Origin of the sequence: Flagellimonas aequoris (assembly GCF_003584165.1) — a bacterium.
Classification (GTDB): Bacteria; Bacteroidota; Bacteroidia; order Flavobacteriales; family Flavobacteriaceae; genus Flagellimonas; species Flagellimonas aequoris.
Window position 1 is genome coordinate 150,349 of the sequence record NZ_QXFJ01000008.1, and the last position, 18,451, is coordinate 168,799.

At 44.3% G+C, this 18,451-nt stretch carries 17 protein-coding genes; 6 read left to right on the forward strand and 11 right to left on the reverse strand.

Annotated elements, in window-relative coordinates; all coding sequences use genetic code 11:
• Positions 1-2 precede the first annotated feature (2 nt).
• Genes D2U88_RS01650 through D2U88_RS01660 form a run of 3 tightly spaced genes read right to left on the reverse strand, consistent with a single transcriptional unit; the run spans position 3 to position 2,321 of the window.
• Positions 3-284, reverse strand: a complete 282-nt coding sequence (locus tag D2U88_RS01650; protein ID WP_119638561.1) for a thioredoxin family protein — start codon at positions 282-284, stop codon at positions 3-5.
• Positions 284-1,105, reverse strand: a complete 822-nt coding sequence (locus D2U88_RS01655; RefSeq protein ID WP_119638562.1) for an NIPSNAP family protein — start codon at positions 1,103-1,105, stop codon at positions 284-286. The genes D2U88_RS01650 and D2U88_RS01655 overlap by 1 nt, the downstream gene beginning before the upstream one ends.
• A 31-nt stretch (positions 1,106-1,136) precedes the next feature.
• Positions 1,137-2,321: an MFS transporter gene (locus tag D2U88_RS01660; protein WP_119638563.1), complete on the reverse strand. Its 1,185-nt coding sequence runs from the start codon at positions 2,319-2,321 to the stop codon at positions 1,137-1,139.
• A 102-nt stretch (positions 2,322-2,423) separates the two neighbouring features.
• Here D2U88_RS01660 and D2U88_RS01665 point away from each other — a divergent pair, with 102 nt between their 5' ends.
• The gene (locus D2U88_RS01665; protein WP_119638564.1) at positions 2,424-3,890 is read left to right on the forward strand and encodes a KAP family P-loop NTPase fold protein; all 1,467 of its coding nucleotides are present in this window, start codon (positions 2,424-2,426) and stop codon (positions 3,888-3,890) included.
• Between the two features lie 4 nt (positions 3,891-3,894).
• On the opposite strand, the gene polA is transcribed toward D2U88_RS01665, so the two are convergent.
• Positions 3,895-6,729 (reverse strand): DNA polymerase I, encoded by a 2,835-nt coding sequence (polA, locus tag D2U88_RS01670; protein ID WP_119638565.1) that lies wholly within the window; start codon positions 6,727-6,729, stop codon positions 3,895-3,897.
• Positions 6,730-6,915: 186 nt separating this feature from the next.
• A complete protein-coding gene (locus D2U88_RS01675; protein WP_119638566.1) occupies positions 6,916-7,917 on the reverse strand; it encodes an isoaspartyl peptidase/L-asparaginase family protein in 1,002 nt (333 codons plus the stop codon).
• 40 nt (positions 7,918-7,957) lie between these two features.
• Here D2U88_RS01675 and D2U88_RS01680 point away from each other — a divergent pair, with 40 nt between their 5' ends.
• Together D2U88_RS01680 and D2U88_RS01685 are read left to right on the forward strand one after the other, a co-directional pair.
• Positions 7,958-8,677 carry a copper homeostasis protein CutC gene (locus D2U88_RS01680; protein WP_119638769.1) on the forward strand — a complete coding sequence of 240 codons (720 nt, stop codon included), beginning with the start codon at positions 7,958-7,960 and terminating at the stop codon, positions 8,675-8,677.
• Between the two features lie 55 nt (positions 8,678-8,732).
• Positions 8,733-9,965 carry a metallophosphoesterase gene (locus D2U88_RS01685; protein ID WP_119638567.1) on the forward strand — a complete coding sequence of 411 codons (1,233 nt, stop codon included), beginning with the start codon at positions 8,733-8,735 and terminating at the stop codon, positions 9,963-9,965.
• 35 nt (positions 9,966-10,000) lie between these two features.
• Here the strand turns inward: D2U88_RS01685 and D2U88_RS01690 are convergent, their stop codons facing one another.
• Entirely contained in the window at positions 10,001-11,302 is a 1,302-nt protein-coding gene (locus D2U88_RS01690) for a 3-keto-alpha-glucoside-1,2-lyase-like domain-containing protein (protein ID WP_119638568.1), read from the reverse strand.
• Positions 11,303-11,448: 146 nt separating this feature from the next.
• Between D2U88_RS01690 and D2U88_RS01695 the strand changes: the two genes are divergently transcribed.
• Positions 11,449-12,717 (forward strand): hypothetical protein, encoded by a 1,269-nt coding sequence (locus D2U88_RS01695; RefSeq protein WP_119638569.1) that lies wholly within the window; start codon positions 11,449-11,451, stop codon positions 12,715-12,717.
• Positions 12,718-12,784: 67 nt separating this feature from the next.
• Here the strand turns inward: D2U88_RS01695 and D2U88_RS01700 are convergent, their stop codons facing one another.
• Both D2U88_RS01700 and D2U88_RS01705 read right to left on the reverse strand, forming a co-directional pair.
• Positions 12,785-13,528, reverse strand: coding sequence for a hypothetical protein (locus tag D2U88_RS01700; RefSeq protein ID WP_147378502.1), 744 nt, complete (start codon positions 13,526-13,528; stop codon positions 12,785-12,787).
• A 153-nt stretch (positions 13,529-13,681) separates the two neighbouring features.
• A complete protein-coding gene (locus D2U88_RS01705; protein ID WP_119638571.1) occupies positions 13,682-14,458 on the reverse strand; it encodes a sterol desaturase family protein in 777 nt (258 codons plus the stop codon).
• A 226-nt stretch (positions 14,459-14,684) separates the two neighbouring features.
• Between D2U88_RS01705 and D2U88_RS01710 the strand changes: the two genes are divergently transcribed.
• On the forward strand, positions 14,685-15,623 hold the full coding sequence (locus tag D2U88_RS01710; RefSeq protein WP_119638572.1) for a zinc metalloprotease: 939 nt from the start codon (positions 14,685-14,687) through the stop codon (positions 15,621-15,623).
• Here the strand turns inward: D2U88_RS01710 and D2U88_RS01715 are convergent, their stop codons facing one another.
• The 3 genes from D2U88_RS01715 to D2U88_RS01725 form a co-directional block, all read right to left on the reverse strand.
• Positions 15,624-16,397, reverse strand: a complete 774-nt coding sequence (locus tag D2U88_RS01715; protein ID WP_119638573.1) for a LytR/AlgR family response regulator transcription factor — start codon at positions 16,395-16,397, stop codon at positions 15,624-15,626.
• A 4-nt stretch (positions 16,398-16,401) separates the two neighbouring features.
• Positions 16,402-17,424 carry a sensor histidine kinase gene (locus tag D2U88_RS01720; RefSeq protein ID WP_182859082.1) on the reverse strand — a complete coding sequence of 341 codons (1,023 nt, stop codon included), beginning with the start codon at positions 17,422-17,424 and terminating at the stop codon, positions 16,402-16,404.
• An 85-nt stretch (positions 17,425-17,509) separates the two neighbouring features.
• Positions 17,510-17,863 (reverse strand): hypothetical protein, encoded by a 354-nt coding sequence (locus D2U88_RS01725; protein ID WP_119638575.1) that lies wholly within the window; start codon positions 17,861-17,863, stop codon positions 17,510-17,512.
• A 262-nt stretch (positions 17,864-18,125) separates the two neighbouring features.
• On the opposite strand from D2U88_RS01725, the gene D2U88_RS01730 reads away from it, so the two are divergent.
• A complete protein-coding gene (locus D2U88_RS01730; protein ID WP_036382448.1) occupies positions 18,126-18,422 on the forward strand; it encodes a thioredoxin family protein in 297 nt (98 codons plus the stop codon).
• Positions 18,423-18,451: the final 29 nt, after the last annotated feature.

Sequence of the window (18,451 nt, forward strand, 5' to 3'; positions counted from 1 at the left end):
ATTTACTCCCCGCTTAGTCGTTTTAATTTGTCCAATACTTCATAAACAGAGAAACTTCGTGCAAAACGGTACATTTCCTTGTCATCGGCCTTTAGAATCACGACAGGTAAGGTAAAGACCATGGACTGTCCCGTAAATTCGATTTCCTCTTCCACATCCACCACGCGAATGTCCACTTTTGGGAAGTTTTCTTGGATGGCCTCCAGCAACTTTGGCTTCAAGACTTTGCAGACCCCGCAGGTTTTACTGGTAAAATAAAGGAGTTCAATTCTGGGTGTTTCCATCAATAATCCGAATACGCTGTGGGGTACAAAAACCAAATGTCGGCATGGGAAACGTTGTTCTCATACTTGGGCATGGCAGTAAGGGCCTTCCATTCCGGGGAATCCACAAAAGCCTCCCAATTTTTATCCCTGGTCGCCATATCAGCGTGAGTGGTCATGTACATCAAATTGGGCATTCTGGATCCTGAAATTACTTCGCCATAAAACACGGCATTGAAACCCAATCGGTCAAAAAGCGTCACCTCTCCGCCTGCATTGAACATATCCACTTTGTTCCAGTACAATTTTTCTGTGGGAGATTCATAACTGCGCAGTTCGTATATGCGCTCTGAGCGTGGGCCGTCCAACTTGGGCGTTTGCATCATGGGCATATCGGTAAAGGCCTGTAACAGGGTGGACTCAATATGGTCATACGGTGGGTTGTCATATGGCGCATCGATATAGGCACTGCCTGCTTGCACATATTCAGCATCTGCGTTGAGTTGGTTCTCCAACGCCAAAAATTGCTCCATGGATTGGAATGGGGTGAGCACATAGGTTTTTGGTACGGTGTCCTTCTCATTCGTGAGGAATTTAAACACCCCGATATTGTCAATGCCCTGTTTTTTTACGGCGGGCATATAGGCATGTTGGAGATAGTCGTCCGTGGTGGCTATCTGGTTTTCTGAACTGAAGGAATACACTTTAAGCTGATAAAATTCGCGGGTTTGGGCAATGGTTTCTGTCGATTCCGGATTTTCGGTAGTTTCTGGTTCAGGACTGCCACAGTTGGTCAAAACAAGGGTGGCAAAGAGCAAGGAGAGGAATTGTAGTGTTTTCATTTTAAGTGTTGTTTAGTTTGTGGTGCGAGGATTAAAGATACCACTTTGTTGGCTTTTTTTTCGATAAAACCATCAACCCCAGAATGGGTCCCAGGGCCAATAGCATGTAAACGGAATTTGATGTAGTCACTTCTTTTATTCCGGTAAGTAATTGGATGCTGACAATGGTGATGGCAAAACCGATACAGTTTACAATGGTGAGTGCGGTACCTTTTATTTCGGGTTGGGCATTTTGGGCCACCAAGGTGGAAAACAAGGGGGAGTCAGCGATGACCACCATACCCCAAAGGAGCAGGAACGCTACAAAAAGAATCGCTTCCCCTTGGGCAAAAACCAAGGGAGAAATCAAACAACAGCCACAAGAAAGCATCAGTGCCAAAAAGGCAACCCTTTTAGTGCCCAAAGCTTGGGCCAAATACCCTCCCAGTACACAGGCCAAACCCCCCGTTGCAATGATGAGAAAGGATAGCAAGGGTATGTTGAAGGCTACCTCGGGATGGATGGTACTGTAGGTTTTTAGCATTACCGGCACAAAGGCCCAAAAGGCGTACAGTTCCCACATGTGGCCGAAGTATCCGAAAGCCGCGGAACGGAAATTAGGATTTCGGAACACTTGTAGAAAAGCGGATAAATAGATTTTTTGACCTGGTTTTCGGTATGGGCCATCGGGGACCAGACTTACCATTAAAACACCGCCCAATACGGCCAAGGAGGAAGTACCGATTAATACATATTTCCAAGGAAATGCCGTGGTCATGTCTTTTAACAAATGGGGAAATGCTGTGCCCACCACCAGGGCCCCGACCAAATAGCCCAACGACTTACCAAGACCTTTTTCAAAGTAATCGGCGGCAATTTTCATCCCTACGGGATAGATCCCGGCAAGGAAAAAACCCGTAAAAAACCGAAATGTCAAAATACTGCCCAAACTGTTGCCTTCCCAAATGGTGCCCAAATTGAAAATGGCTCCCAATAAGGCGCAGCATAAAAACACTTTGGAAGGGGAGAACCTATCTGCAATGGACAGCACGGCAAAAATGAGGGTGCCCAAAATAAAACCAAATTGTACCGCCGAGGTTAAATGGCCCAAGGCACTTTCGGCCAAACCAAAATTTGTGATGAGGTCATGCATGACCCCATTCCCGGCAAACCAAAGCGAGGTGCAGCAGAACTGCGATACCACGATGATGGGAAGTATGGTTTTGTAGGGTTTCAATTTTATTTTTTGAAATGAATGAAGTTAGGAATTAATTGGCAACTAATATTTGAAATATTGTGGTTGAAGAAGTTTTCCTACATTTAAGAAAATAGAAATAATATGGACTTGAGGCTTTTAAACAATCTCCCTATTGAAAATCTAACAAAGGAGAATGACTATTTGGGAATTATGGAGAAGGGAGATTTGATTAAGCTGTTTCTCAAAGGAAATCAGGAGCAATTTTCTGAGATAAAAATGTTTGCACTTTATGGGGAATGGGGTAGCGGCAAAAGTACTTTAATGAAGTATCTCCAAAAAGAATTAAAACAAGACTTCAACACCTTCTTTTTTGATACTTGGGAGTTTGAGACAGATAATAACTTGTCTCTTTCTCTCCTTGAGTTTTTAATTTCGGAGACTACTAGTGCCAGAGAAGAAATGGCGGGAGAATTGATTGGGGTTGCTGAAAAATTATTAAAAGGTTTCACGAAATCCATTCGTATTTCATTTCCCGGACTATCTATTGATGGTAAGACTTTGACTGAAGAATTGGAATCTGAAAAAGAAAAAACCTTTCTTCAACTTAAAAAAGAATTTAAGACAGAATTTGTGCGGTTTGAGGACAGGATAAAGGCTCAGACTAATAAGGAATTCAGTATAGTATTTATTGATGATTTAGATAGGTGTGAACCACAAAATGTCCTAAATCTTTTATCTGCATTGAAATTGTTCTTCACATACGGACAAAGGACAATTTTCTTTTGCGGAGTTGACAAAAAAGCAATAAATGAAGCTGTTAAATCAAAATACAATGAAGTTGTAAAAGCCAACGAATATCTAGAGAAGATTTTTGATGTTTCATTTTCAATGCCACAGGGTAATAATATTGATAGGCTAATTGGTAAATATTTTTCAGACACTAATATTGACAATCCAAAAATATCTCATAAGTGGCCAATCGCAATTTCTAACTTTTTTCATATTATAGAATTTACTAATCCAAGAAGACTGAAAAAGGTACTTAATAAGTTTCAAATTCTCAGAAGTATTAGAAATAGTACCAACTTGAGTAGTATTGTGGATAAAATACCCAACATTAATTTATACGAAGGTGATAGTTCAAGTTTCTTTGAAACAATCTTGACGTTGTATTTTATTATTCTGCACGAATTCTATCCAGATGTTTTTGGAACCATTTTTAATCTAGAAAAGAAAAGCGAGAATTATCAAAAGGCTATGTATGACAAAAGTCGTTATAGGGATTCCACTGTTCCCAATAAAGATGAGGTTATAGGCTATTTTTCAAATAGTTATTTGGATAGGAAAATTAATTCAATTAATAAAAATCAGCCAGATGAAGTCAATTCATTCTCAATGACTATTAGCCCAATAAATTTAAAAGTCACCGATTTTTATTCATTACTACATGGTGAGCATTTTGAAAAAACAATTCCTGAATCAAAGAGCATTGATTATTTATTTTACAAATATTACATTACCAATCAGTATAATATATTTATATCCTGTCCAAATCTTTCAAGAGTCACTTTAAATAATCTCAAATCAATGGTAAGTCACTTATTATAATTCTCTAATGCGCCTCCAACCAATTCTCGCCCACGCCCACTTCCACTTCCAACGGTACTGCTAGGGTATAGGCATGTTCCATTTCGGTCTTGATGAGTTTTTTCATTTCCTCCAGTTCAGGTTTGTAGCAATCGAACACCAATTCATCGTGTACCTGCAACAACATTTTGGTCTTGTATTTTCCTTCGGAAAGTTTGTTATGGATGTTGATCATCGCAATTTTGATGATGTCCGCCGCACTACCCTGAATGGGGGCGTTCACCGCGTTGCGTTCCGCGGCCCCGCGCACCACCTGGTTGCCCGCGTTGATGTCCTTTAAATACCTTCTTCGGCCCAACACCGTTTGCACATAACCGTGATCGCGGGCAAAATCTATCTGCTCACTGATGTAGTTGCGCAACTTCGGATAAGTTTTGTAATAGGTGTCGATAAGGTCCTTGGCCTCGGTGCGACTCAAATCCGTTTGGTTGCTCAACCCAAAGGCGGACACCCCGTAAATGATCCCGAAGTTCACCGTTTTGGCATTGCTACGCTGTTCTCGGGTCACTTGGTCAATTGGTACATTGAACACTTTGGATGCTGTGGACGCGTGGATGTCCTCCCCATTTTTAAAGGCCGAGATCATGGTGTCCTCTTCACTCAAAGCAGCGATGATGCGCAGTTCTATCTGGGAGTAATCTGCAGAAAGCAACAGGTAGTTTTCATCCCGTGGGATAAAGGCCTTACGCACCTGTCTTCCCCGTTCCGTGCGGATAGGGATGTTCTGCAGGTTGGGGTTGTTGCTGCTCAAACGGCCCGTGGCGGCCACGGTTTGCATGTAGTCCGTGTGTACCCTGCCACTGTGTTTTTGCACCTCGTTGGGTAGGGCGTCCACATAGGTGCTCTTCAATTTGCTGAGTCCGCGGTAGTCCAGCACATTTTGTATGATCTCGTGGTCCTTGGCGAGGTAGGAAAGCACATCCTCGGCTGTGGAATATTGGCCTGTTTTTGTCTTTTTGGGCTTGTCCACCAACTTTAATTTTTCAAATAAAATGTCGCCCAACTGTTTTGGGGATGCAATGTTGAATTCTTCGCCTGCCTGTTCGTAAATTTTCTTCTCCAAATCCTGAATGTCGGTATCCAACTGTTTGGAAAGGTCTTTCAGATAATCTTCATCCAGATTGATGCCTTCCCGTTCCATGTCTGCCAACACTCGGAGCAAGGGCACTTCAATATCCGTGAACAATGTATCGGTTTCCGTTTCCTTCAGTTCAGGAGCAAAATGTTGTGCCAACTGAAAAGTGACATCGGCGTCCTCCACCGCATATTCGGTCTGTTTGTCCAACGGCACCTGCCGCATGTTCAATTGGTTCTTGCCCTTTTTGCCTATGAGTTCGGTGATGGAAATAGGGGTGTAGTTGAGATAGGTTTCCGAAAGCACGTCCATGTTGTGGCGCATGTCGGGGTTGATGAGGTAATGGGCCAACATCGTATCGAACAGCTTGCCCTTTACTTCCACGTCATAGTTCTGCATCACCTTAATATCGTATTTCAGGTTTTGGCCAATTTTCTCGATGTTTTCCGATTCGAAGAAGGGGCGCAACTTTTCAATCAGGGGCATGGCATCGTTTTTCCCTTCGGGAAAGGGCACATAAAATCCTTTGCCTGCTGCCCAACTGAAGGCAATACCCACCAATTCCGCTTCCAACGGATTGATGGAAGTGGTTTCCGTATCAAAACAAACGGAAGACTGCTTCATCAGGTTCTCCAAAAAGAGTTCCATGGCCATTCCCGCTTGTACGGATTGATAAGAATGGGGCACATCGGCAATGGTCTTGCGGCTGTTCACATCCTTGATGGTGGCCGCGGCTTCCGCGGGGTCGCCACCAAAAAGGGTAAACTGCCCGCTTCCGGCTACCTTGGCCTCTTGTTTGGCTGTTTCGGTACTGGTCACCGGGGCTCCAGGTTCCGTTTCCCCTGAAAACAATTTGAGGAACTGTTCCTTCAACCGTCGGAATTCCAGTTCTTCAAAGATTTTTTGCACTTCTTCGGCATCGGGCGGACACATTTCGTAATCCTCGGCGTGGAATTGCACGTCGCAGTCCGTTTTGATCTCGGCCAATTTTCGGGATAGCCTTCCTAATTCGGCGCTTTCTTCCACCTTCTCCTTCATCTTGCCTTTCAACTTGTCCGTATTGGCCAACAACCCTTCCAGCGAACCAAAATCCTCCAAGAATTTTTTGGCCGTCTTGTCGCCCACACCGGGGAGCCCGGGAATATTATCACTGGCATCACCCATCATCCCCAAATAATCGATCACCTGTTCGGGACGTTGCACACCAAAGCGTTTTTGCACTTCTGGGATACCCCAAATTTCGATACCGTTGCCCATCCTAGCAGGGCGGTACATGAAGATATTTTCGCTGACCAATTGTCCAAAATCCTTATCGGGGGTCACCATGAATACTTTGTATCCCTCTTTTTCGGCCTGTTTGGCCAAGGTACCGATGAGGTCGTCCGCTTCATATCCGGGCAGTTCCACCACGGGAATCTTCATGGCCTTTAAAATTTGTTGAATGTAGGGGACGGCAATCCGGATAGCGTCCGGGGTTTCATCCCGATTGGCTTTATAGTCCTCAAACAGCTCGGTGCGTTCCACACTGCCTCCTTTATCGAAGGCCACAGCCAAATGGTCGGGTTGTTCACGCTTGATCACATCCAAAAGGGAATTCATGAACCCCATGATGGCGGAAGTGTCCATTCCTTTGGAATTGATCCTCGGGTTTTTGATCAGAGCGTAATATCCACGGAAAATTAAAGCGTAGGCATCGAGTAAAAAGAGTCGTTTTTGTTCGGACATGTTATTCTAGTATCAATGTTCAATAAACTATTTGCAAAAAAAAAGGTGGGGGATTAAAAGTACGAATTGATGTTGGAAAGCAACAAGAAACAAGAACCAAGATTCAAAAATCAGGAGCCAGGACATCGTGGTTCTAATGTCTAGGAGCGAAGCGTTCCAATGTCTAACAGCGCAGCGGTCTTGGTTCTAACTATAAAAGCTCTTCACTTCCCTATTCACATGGCCATTTTCACTGTATTCGCGATAGGTGAAACCGGGATGCACACAATACCCGCCCGTTTCCCCATTCTTATTGATGGCCAGGAACCCAATCTGGAAATCCTTTCGGCCTTCATTTTTCTTCATGATGCGTTTTACGCCTTCCTCACAGGCCTCTTGTGGGCTTTTACCTTGACGCATCAACTCCACGATCAAAAAGCTACCCACGGTACGGATGACCTCTTCACCTACGCCCGTGGCAGTGGCGCCACCCACTTCATTGTCCACATACAGTCCCGCTCCGATGATGGGGGAATCGCCCACACGGCCACCCACTTTGTAAGCCATGCCGCTGGTGGTACAGGCCCCGGATAGGTCGCCGTTGGCATCAATGGCCAACATCCCGATGGTGTCGTGGTTTTCTATGTTGATAGTGGTCTCGTATTTGGAGGTTTTCAACCATTCCTCGTATTGTTTTCGGGTGCTTTCGGTAAACAGGTCCTCTTTTTTGAAGCCCTGTTCATAAGCGAATTTCTCTGCACCTTTTCCTGCCAAAATAATATGTGGGGTCTCTTCCATCACCTTTCTGGCCACGGAAACAGGGTGCACAATGTTCTGCAGGTACACCACGGAACCACAGTTACCATCCTTGTCCATGATGCAGGCATCGAGGGTTACATGGCCATCACGGTCGGGTCTGCCACCTTTGCCCACGGTCTCGTTGGTCTCATCGGCCTCTTCCACCATCACGCCCTGTTCCACGGCATCCAAGGAGGTTCCGCCCGATTTCAATACTTCCCAGGCCTTGTCCGTGGCATTTAAAAAGTTCCAGGTGCAGACCACTATGGGTTTTATGGGGTCGACCGAGGTTGTGGCCACAGCTGGGGCTTCTTCGGGTTTATTTTCGGTTCTGCAGGCGGCCACGGCCGAAGCGGAAACCAAGCCAGCGGCGGTAAGGCTGGAATTTTTAAGGAAATTGCGTCGTTTCATGCAGGGGATGTTTACTTTTAAGGAGGTTAAATATAGCAATATGCTCGTAGAAGTTTGTGCCAATTCTTTGGAATCCGCCATAAATGCGCAAGAGGCCGGGGCGGACCGAATCGAACTCTGTTCTGAACTTGGGGTGGGGGGCATTACCCCTTCCATGGGACTCATTCGTTTGGTCAAGGAACGGTTGTCGATTCCCGTCCATGTTTTGTTGCGTCCACGAAGTGGACATTTCACCTATTCCGATACCGAATTCGAGGTGATGAAGGCCGATATTTTGGCTTGCAAGCAACTAGGGGTGGATGGGATAGTTTCCGGGATTTTGAAAGAAAATTTTTCGGTGGATGTGGAACGGACCAGGGCATTGGTGGAACTTTCCAAACCGATGCATTTTACGTTTCACCGTGCTTTTGATTGGGTGGCCCAATCCATGGAAAGTTTGGAGGTTTTGGAAGAAATAGGTGTGGATACGGTTTTGACCTCAGGACAATTCCCATCTGCGGAGCAAGGACTTCAGCTTTTGGAAGCTTGGCAAAAACATACCAGCATGACCATCATGGCCGGGGGAGGAGTTTCTCCTAACAATGCCTTATTGTTCAAGGAGATAGGGCTTCGTGCCATTCATTGTTCAGGAACTTCCTTTGGAAACACTATTGCCCTTCAGGGGAAGATCAGTATGAATTCCACCAAACATTTGGTGGAGGATGCCTTTGCTTCCACCAATGTGGAAACCGTCCGAAAGATTGTCCAAGCCGTTAAATAATACTAAAAAGCCCTAGATTCTAGTTCATTACCCATAATTTTGCAAAAAAGATTGTATGTCTCGATTTGTAATCCTCGCTATCCTTTATGTGGTGTTGGCCACCTATGGGTTTCAGGCATTCCGGACCTTGTTCAAAAGTCCCTTGTTGCACTGGACCTATATCGTGTTGTTTTTGGCGGCACTCATTTTCTTGACCGTAAAGGTAATTGCCTACGTACCCGGAGATGGATTTAAAGGATCGGCAGCTGTGGCCGGTGGTATCTTTGCCGCCTTCTTTTTGATGGCCTTGGTGTTGGGATTTTTCCTTTTGTTGGAAGATATTGTTCGTTTGGTCGGATTTGGATACAATAAAGTTGTAGGCATGTCCAATGCCGATGCAAGCCATTTCCCTTCCCGAAGAAAATTCATCAGCGGGTTGGCCCTTGGTTTGGCCTCTTTGCCATTCGGTGCCATGTTGTATGGTATGTACCGAGGCAAATACAATTATCAAGTGTTGAAATACGAATTGGAATTTGACGACCTGCCCGATGCTTTTCATAACTATCGGATTACCCAGATTTCGGATGTGCACAGTGGTAGTTTTGACGATTACAATAAAGTAGCCTACGGTGTGGATTTGATCAATGATCAAAAGAGTGACGTGATTTTCTTCACAGGTGATATTGTTAACAACCGATCGGAAGAACTTGAACCCTGGAAAGAGGTTTTTGCCCGTTTGGATGCCAAGGATGGGGTATTCTCCATTTTGGGCAACCATGATTATGGGGATTATGCCTCTTGGGATACCGAAGAAGCCAAGGAGCAGAATCTAGAGAACCTCAAAGCGATGCAAAAGGATATGGGCTTTGACCTTATCTTGAACTCCAACCGTTATCTGGAAAAAGATGGCCAAAAAATTGCTCTGTTAGGAGTTGAAAACTGGGGCCGTGGAGGCTTTAAAAAAGCTGGCGACCTGCAAAAGGCGAAAGAGGGCATTGCCCATGATGACTTTAAAATATTGTTGAGCCATGATCCTTCCCATTGGGAAGATGTGGTTTTGGATGATGACTACCATTTCCATTTGACCTTGAGCGGACATACCCACGGCATGCAGTTTGGCGTGGAGATTCCGGGGTGGGTGAAATGGAGTCCTGCCAAATGGCGCTACAAGTATTGGGCTGGCATTTACAAAGAATTGGGCCAGTTCATCAATGTGAATCGAGGGTTTGGCTTTATCGGCTACCCCGGCCGATTTGGTATCTGGCCCGAAATCTCTGTGATTACCCTTAAGAAAAAGGGCTTGGCTTAACTTCTAAACTATTCCAGCAATGGAATTTGCAACGGCTATTTAAGCCAATTAAAGACGTCTTGCATAAAATCTTGGCATTGGTAATCGTCAACCCCTTGCCAGCTGGTCATGTATAGGGCGGTCATGGCATCCCCCATGACAACCAATTTGCCGCCTTTCATGGTTTTCGCATAAGCTCCAAAGGAATAGGCCTTGCCCAGTTCATCCCCATAACAAAATGGGGTCCCACCCAATACTTTTCTTGCTTCGTGATAGGAAATTTTTAAGGGTTTACGGGTAACCTCACTTTTTATGGTGTGACCTCCGGGCAGTTTGTCGGGTATGGCATCCCCATATTGGATTCCATATGGAGCAATGATGTCATTCACGTTGGTGTCATTCAAGGAAGACCAGTAATCACTATCCATGATGAGGAACAAGCCTCCACCCCCATCAATAAACCGATGGATTGCCCTTACCTCGTTTTCAGTGTATTGTTTCTTCGGGATATGGATGAACAGGATATCCGTGTTCGCAAGAAGGTCGTCACTGAGTTCGCCGTAGGCATAATCGACCTGTGCATGGACGTTGTTGGCCGTCTTCATCAATTCTTCGGACATCATATAGACCCTACCGATTTTTTCATTTTCCATGCTCATGGATTTTGGGTCGTTCCAGAACACTGGGTTATGTCCTACGTCCATCAAAATATGGGTAAGGGAATTCATTTTGTTTTCTTTTATGGAGATGTTCTTGAACCAGCCTTCGCTGCTTTCCCCGACCCATAGACCAATTTTTCCATGGCCACTCAGATTGATTTGTTCCACAACAAGCGATGGGGTCATGGAATGGTTCACATACACCTTCACTTCTGGGTAGTTGATGTTAAGGGTGACATGAAACCAATCATTCGGCTGCGGAGCAGGGGAGATGGTGTTCTCGTATTTTCCAGGATGCTCTTCCCGTAATTTTTTCCAGTCCAAATGGGGCATGGCAATGTATTGCATCATATGGTCCTGTTTTTCGGGGTCATTAAAATTGAAGGGCCTAAAATAGACGGCATCAAAGATGGAATCGTTTTTTCCGTTGAACGCCAAGCCAACAAAACTTCCCTGCGTTTTGTCTTTCCCTTTGATGTCCAGTTCAATGGTGCCGTTATGGAAGTCGGAACCCTTCAGCCATAGAACCCCATCACCTGGGCGATCATCCAAATGAATGACACCCATGTCAAAGAAGACGTCTCGGTTCTGTACCTCCCAGCTATCGGGATCGGTCAATTTCTTGTTCGATTGCCCCATCATAGTAAAGGACAGAAATAACATAATTGCCCATGTAGGGCTAAAAGAAAATTGCTTCATTTTGTTTTCTGATTTGATTCAACACCAAAACTACGGTCCGTAAAAATCACGAAGGGTAGCAAAAGCGGTTTAATCCTCGGTCAAAAGTCGGTCACGAGTTAATTTCCTTATCATTTTCAGCTTTTATTGATATCTTGACTTGTCAAATGGAGAACATCGAAAATGACCATATTGCCCTGTGCAAAAAATTGCTGGAAGAGAAGTTTTCTTTCGGCAACGGGCACGGTTATACCCAAAAGGACCTGGAGCAACTTTCTTCTTATATTGAAGAACATACGGGGTACTACATCAGTCTTTCCACCTTAAAACGGGTATGGAAAGGAGGGTACAAGACCCAACCCCAATTAGCGACTTTGAATGCACTTGTACAGGTGCTGGGATACAAAAACTGGCAGGACTTCAAGCTTCAACATAAAAAACCGATTGCTACGGAGGACAAGAACCCGCCTAAGAGCAAAACGCCACTTTATGTGGCTGCAGGCATTGTGGTGGTCCTAGTGGTGGTTTTGGCATTTTCCTTTGGAAAAAGTGGGGCCAGTACCGTAAAAATTGATGGCCCTGTTACCTTTACCGCAAACAAGACCGTAACAAAAGGGGTTCCGAACACGTTTATCTTCAACTATGACCTGAGCCATGTACAGGCCGATAGCTTTTTTATCCAACAATCTTGGAATGCTTTTCGGCGTGAAAGAATCGATCCCAACAAATCCGTTTACACGTCTATTTATTATGAAAGCGGTTACCACAGGGCCAAATTGATTGCCAATGACGACGTAATTGCCACCCAACCGGTGCATATCATCAGTGACGGTTGGGAGCCCCACGTATATTATACAGAGGCGGATGACCGTTACATCGATTTTAAAGGGGAATCCTTTATAGCGGATAGTATGTTGCACTTGCCTATGGACCTGCTTAAAAAAAGGGGTGTGGATACATCCCGCCATTTCATGTCCCGAATTTCACATAGTGATGAGTATGGGGTTTCCTCCGATAACTTTACCTTTCGGACGAGGTTGAGATCAGACCATGCCCTAGATTCCAATTGTCCTTGGATGAATGTGATCCTTGTCACCACAGAGAATATTTTCTCGGTAGGGATGGTCGGAAAAGGATGTGAGACCGGTGCCAGTTATAAGTTGGGCGAAATTTATAGATCAGGGAAGGATAACAACCTCTCCAAATTGGGGGCTGATCTTTATGATTGGAACGATTTGGAAATACGGGTCAAGGATAAAAAAGCTACCATTTTTATAAATGGAGAGGAAACCTATAGCGAGCTTTTTAAAGAGGATCTGGGCAATATCATGGGGCTTGGCTACATTTTCGAGGGAACAGGTTCCATTCAATTCGTTCAACTTAAAAATGCCGAAGGAGAAATCTCTTTTGAGGATGATTTTGGCGCCAAACCATAATTTCAATACTCAAGAAACATAAAAAGCCCCTTAAAAGGGGCTTTCTTCTAGAATTATGGAACCTACACTACCAAGCCAAGTTGTAGGTGTTCCCACTACCCATGGTTAGTGTTGCAGTCTGGTTTCCGGTGAATACCAAGGTGCCGGAATAATCGTATGTATTTCCATTGGAAGCTTTGCCTACGAAGCTGGCGTAAACTGTTCCCGAGGCCACATTATAATTGGCCTTCAAGATGGTAAGATCCGCGGTGGTAAACTCAATGGTGCTGGTGAAAGCATTTTCGTTGCGTACAAAGGATTCTTGTGACCCTGCCATGGTGAATGTTTCATTTACCACGTAGCTGGATTCGGCATCATCCAAGTTTTGGATATTGATACTCGCACTGGTGCTGGCTTCCGAAGATATCCTTGGGCCATCGTAGCTGGAGGTTCCAGTAAGGTCAAAATCGGCTGCAGAAGGAATAATCCCCGTTCCACAGTCAATGATCCAGCTCCATATCAAACTGGCGCTATAGGTAACATTAGCTGACTGACCGGAAATGTTATAGGAAGAACCATATTCCACACCACATTCGTAATCCTCTGCTTTGTTAGAAGCGGAGTTGTCTTCCTCCATTGTGTAAATGGCCTGATTGGTCTGTTCCACCATTCCTCCGGATTCCGGGGATACGGCCATGGCGATGGCTTCGGCAGCTTCTTCCTCTGTAATGGAAGTTTCGGTGCCATCATTGGAGTCATCATCATCACTACATGATGCAAAGGTCAGGGTCAATACGGCCAATCCAAGCATAATGGGGTTGTTTCTTTTCATTGTTGTTTTGGGTAAGATTAGATGTTTCATGATTTTTAAAGGTTTAAGATTAATTTTCTTTTTGTTGTTATTTTTTGGCTAAACTACTTATGTCCTTAGGGTCAAGGGGGCAGAAAAAAGGCGAACCTGCCAATTCTGGGGGTGAGCCTGTTGTTATCCCTTGTAGTCCATTTTTCCTTTGAAATAATCCACGAACCCCTTGAAGACCAGCACAAACGGATTGTTGCTGATAAAGCCTGTGGTCACGCCATAAGTGGCCTTAATGGTTTCAGGTTGATAAGTGCCGAACCATCGATCCCATATCATAAATACGCCCCCGAAGTTTTTGTCGATATATTGCTCATTGGATCCATGGTGTACCCGATGCGCCGACGGAGTGGCCAGTATGCCTTCTATAAAACCCAACTTGCCCACGGCTTCGGTATGGAGAAAGAACTGATAGAGCAGGTTGAGCCCAAAGGAAGCTGCAATGAATTCAAAAGGAAGTCCGATTAGTATGAGGGGGGCTACCACAAAAGGGGTGAGCAGGGCACTGAGCCAATTCAATCTATAGGATACCGTAAGGTTCATGAACAGGCTGGAATGGTGTACCAAATGGAACGCCCACAGCAATTTTATTTTGTGCGATAACCTGTGGTACCAGTAGTATACAAAGTCCACGGCCACAAAACTGATCAGGAACACCAAAGGGGTACTCTTCAAATGGAACAATGAAAACTGGGATAGGTAGCCCATAATCGTGTATTGAAATCCAAAAAAAAGGACCTTCGATAATTGAAACCCGATAAAAATGGCCAGATTGGCCAACGTGTCCTTAGTGTTGTACGCCTTTTTGTCCTTGCGCCAACTCCAAATGATCTCCACTACCACCAATGCCAATAAGAACAAGAATACAATACCCCCAAATCCAGCACGAAAATTGTTGTCCATGATTTCTTTTTGGGGCGAAGTTGGTTCAAAATGAAAAGGTGTATGAGGGCAAAGTAGGTGAGGCTGAGAATGTTAGTGTTGAAATTTCCTTTAAGGTCGGTTAACAAATTGGCATTTTGGTTCAACCTTTAATTTTGCAGGCTTGCCCCCCGAATACCCTCTTTGAAGGAATTTTTCATGGCCAATCCTATAGGATTGGAAATATTTTTGGAGCAAAACAACAATCATGAAAAGACTTTTTGTAACCACATCTTTATTGCTGTTGCTCTCCGCATGTTCTAGCGATTCGGAAGATTTCAATGGGAATGTAACAGAATACCAGACCATTTATAAAATACCCGTTGTGGTGCACGTGGTGCATAACGGGGAAGCTGTTGGATCTGGCGCGAACATCAGTTATGCCCAGATCCAATCGCAAATTGAAGTACTCAATGAGGATTTTAGAAGGAGGATTGGAAGCAATGGGTTCAACGAAAATGAAGCCGGTGCAGATACCTTGATAGAGTTTTTTCTGGCCACCGAAGACCCGAACGGTAGCGCTTTGGAGGAACCGGGTATTGATCGTGTGGATGGGGGGCGTTCCGAATGGCCCAAGGGATTTTTAAGGAATCCGATTGAAACCAGCTTGAAACCGTTCACCATTTGGGATCCCGAAAAATATTTCAACATTTGGACCGTAAATTTTGGTGGATTTGCCAGTAGGGATTTGTTGGGTTATGCCCAGTTTCCGGATGAGTCCGATCTGCCCGGGTTGAATGTGGACAATGGACCCGACAATACAGATGGAATCGTGATCGGGTATAAATATTTTGGTTCCAGCGAAAAGGGCAATTTTCCCGATTTGATCGCTCCATACGATTTGGGAAGAACCACCACCCACGAAGTTGGCCATTGGTTGGGTTTAAGACATATTTGGGGCGATGGGGACTGTACCTATGATGACTATTGTCTCGATACACCTTTATCGGCCGAACCCAGTTATGGTTGCCCGGTGGATAAAATCACCTGCACCGAATTGGAAATGACCGAAAATTATATGGACTATACGGATGATGGTTGCATGAACACCTTTACCCTAAATCAAATGGATCGCATGCATACCGTGTTGGAAACCAGTCCAAGGAGGAAAGAACTCGTGGTGTTGGTTCAAGAACCGATATATTGATCATTCATCCAACCACTTCTTGAATTCAGGAGCTTTGGCCTTGCTTACAATGATTTTTTCATGGGGTCTGGGTTCCACATTGATGATCAATCTGCCGTTGAAGTAAAAATCAATGTCCTTTACTGCCCAACGTTGCACTATAAATTGGCGGTTGGCCCTATAAAATAGTTTTGGTGAAATCTCGGCCAATATTTTGTCCAATGTGGAGTCGATGATGTATTTTTTGCCATCCGAAGTATGGGCATAAACCACTTCCTGTTCGGTAAAGAACCAATGGATTTTTTCCACGGGTAGGGGGATCAATTTATTTTGGAAGTGTACCAAATAGGCTTCGCGATAGGATTTGTTCTCATTGGTCTGGAGGTAGTTCAACAGTTCTTGGATTTTGTCGTTGCCGGTTGATTTAATGCCCCGAGTATCCCTGAATTTCTGGAGGGCATTGGCCACTTCATCCCTTTCAAACGGTTTTAGGATATAGTCCAGCCCATTTACTTTAAAGGCCTCCAATGCGTAATGATCATAGGCGGTAATGAATATGACAGGAACGGAGGGCTTTATGATCTTGAAGATGTCGAACGAGAGTCCATCCGTTAATCGAATGTCCATAAAAAGTAGATCACAGGCATCCATGTTTTCCTGCAACCAATCCACGGAACTTTTCACACTGTCCATTTTGTTCAACACCTGGATTTCCGGATTTAGCTCTTTAAGGGTAAACTCTAGATTTCTGGCAATGGCCGGTTCGTCTTCAATAATGGCGATGTTTATGGACATGTGATCAAGGATTTAAGGGAAGTTTTACGGTAAAATGATCTTCTGTTTTTTCAATCTCAATGGAATGGCCCATCAAGATATTGTAGCGTTCGTTCAAGTTCAACAAGCCAATTCCCGTGGATGGTTCTTTGTATACGGCTTCATTAAGGGTGTTCCTAAAATGCAAGGCCCCATTTTCCTGAAAAATATCGATACGCAGGGGAATCTCCTTCGAAACATAGTTGTGCTTTACTGCATTTTCCAACAAGGGTTGCAAGGACATGTGGGGCAATCGGATGCCTTGGGTCCTTGGGACATCAATATGGACCTGAAGGGCCTCCTCGAATCTCATTTTCAACAATTGGATGTTCGAATCCAACAATTCCAACTCTTTGTCCAGACCAATCAATTGCTCTTGGTGGTTGCCAAGGGAATATCGGAACACCTTGGAAAGGTGGGTAATATAATCTTGGGCCTTTTGCGGATTTTCCCTGACCAAAGCCGAAAGACTGCTCAGGGCATTGAACAAAAAATGAGGGTTGATCTGGGCCTTTAGGTTTTTGATCTCCGCATCAAAATAGGCCGTTTTCAATTGCTCGTTCTCCTGTTCCTTTCGTTTTTGAATTCTGTTGAGCAAAACGATCTTGACCAAAATGGCAATCAATCCCAAACTGGTGACCAACCTAAAAAAGTACCCCAAACGAAAGAGCCTTACATTGGTCACATTCTGGAAAAACAACTTTTGGGAGGCGGAACCAATCGCCAAAAGCACGGCGAAAAACACGGCATTGGAAAGAAGGTTTTTCAATAGGTGTTTGTTACCCTTATCCCCATTCCAATTGAGCCAGGCCAAATTCAGATAGCCAAAGAAAATACAGAAACCGAATTGGAAAAGGGTCTGGTAGGCCAGTTCAGGTGCGTTAAATACCCAAGGCAGGCCAATGTTCCTTGCTTCACCCGGCAATAGCACAAACAGCCTGTGGACGTTCAAGGCAATGGCCACTAAAACAGAGGTCAACAACAATACCCTTTTTTCGGTTTTGATCATTTTCATTTTTTAAAAGTACAAAGGCTTCCCCAATCCACAACGGTTGACCGGGAAAGCCTGGGATTAAGAATGAAAAAGTTGCTTTTTATGATTTGTTCTTTTGCTTGAAACGATCTTTGAGTGCGCTTCGGTTTTCCTTCTGGAGTTCCTTAAAAGCTTCAAATTCGTCTTCGCTCAAAAGTGCTTTCATTTCTTCGTTTTTACTGTCCTGGATCGCTTTTAGTTCTTTGAACTTGGACATTCTGGAGCCTTCGCTTTCTTGGGTGGCCTTGATCTTTTCGTAGTACTTGTCGCTGATTTCGATAAAGGCTTCTTTCTTTTCACCGGTCAGCTGAAGGGTCTCGATTTGTTTTTCCAAGATTTCGGTGTACTTATCGTCTTCTTGCGAAAAGCCAAGGGCAAAAGAGAACAGCATAATTGCCACTAGTATTTTTTTCATGATGTGTGTTTTAAATTTGAAGCAATGTTAGGTCACATCGCAACAATCGGGATGGCCAAAAAAGGTGAAACGGAAAAACGGGAGGGTTAAGCTTTCTCGATGGGGGATGAATTTTTATCCGCGGTTCTGAACGGGTAAACCCAGGGCATTTTTTATAATGAAGGTTTAACGTGAATTTAACTAAGGTCAATACCGTAAAGCGTTCACTTAATGTTAAACTTTAACATTTTTTCTTACTTTTGACTACAAACCTATAGAATACATGTCCAAGTTTGGTGAACTCATAGATTTAAAGGTCCCTGTGTTGTTGGACTTTTATGCAGAATGGAACGAGCAATCCACGTCCATGCACCCCGTATTACGCGATGTAGCTGCTGCTCTCGGCGATAAGGGAAAAGTGATAAAAATTGATGTGGACAAAAACAAGGAACTTTCCCAAGCCCTTCGCATAAAAGGGCTACCCACACTAATGATCTATAAAAAAGGAGAGATGGTCTGGCGGCAGAGCGGCGAACAGGACGCCAATACGTTGATAGGCATCTTAAACGAATATATTTAATAAAAAAAGCGAGGTTTTCACCTCGCTTT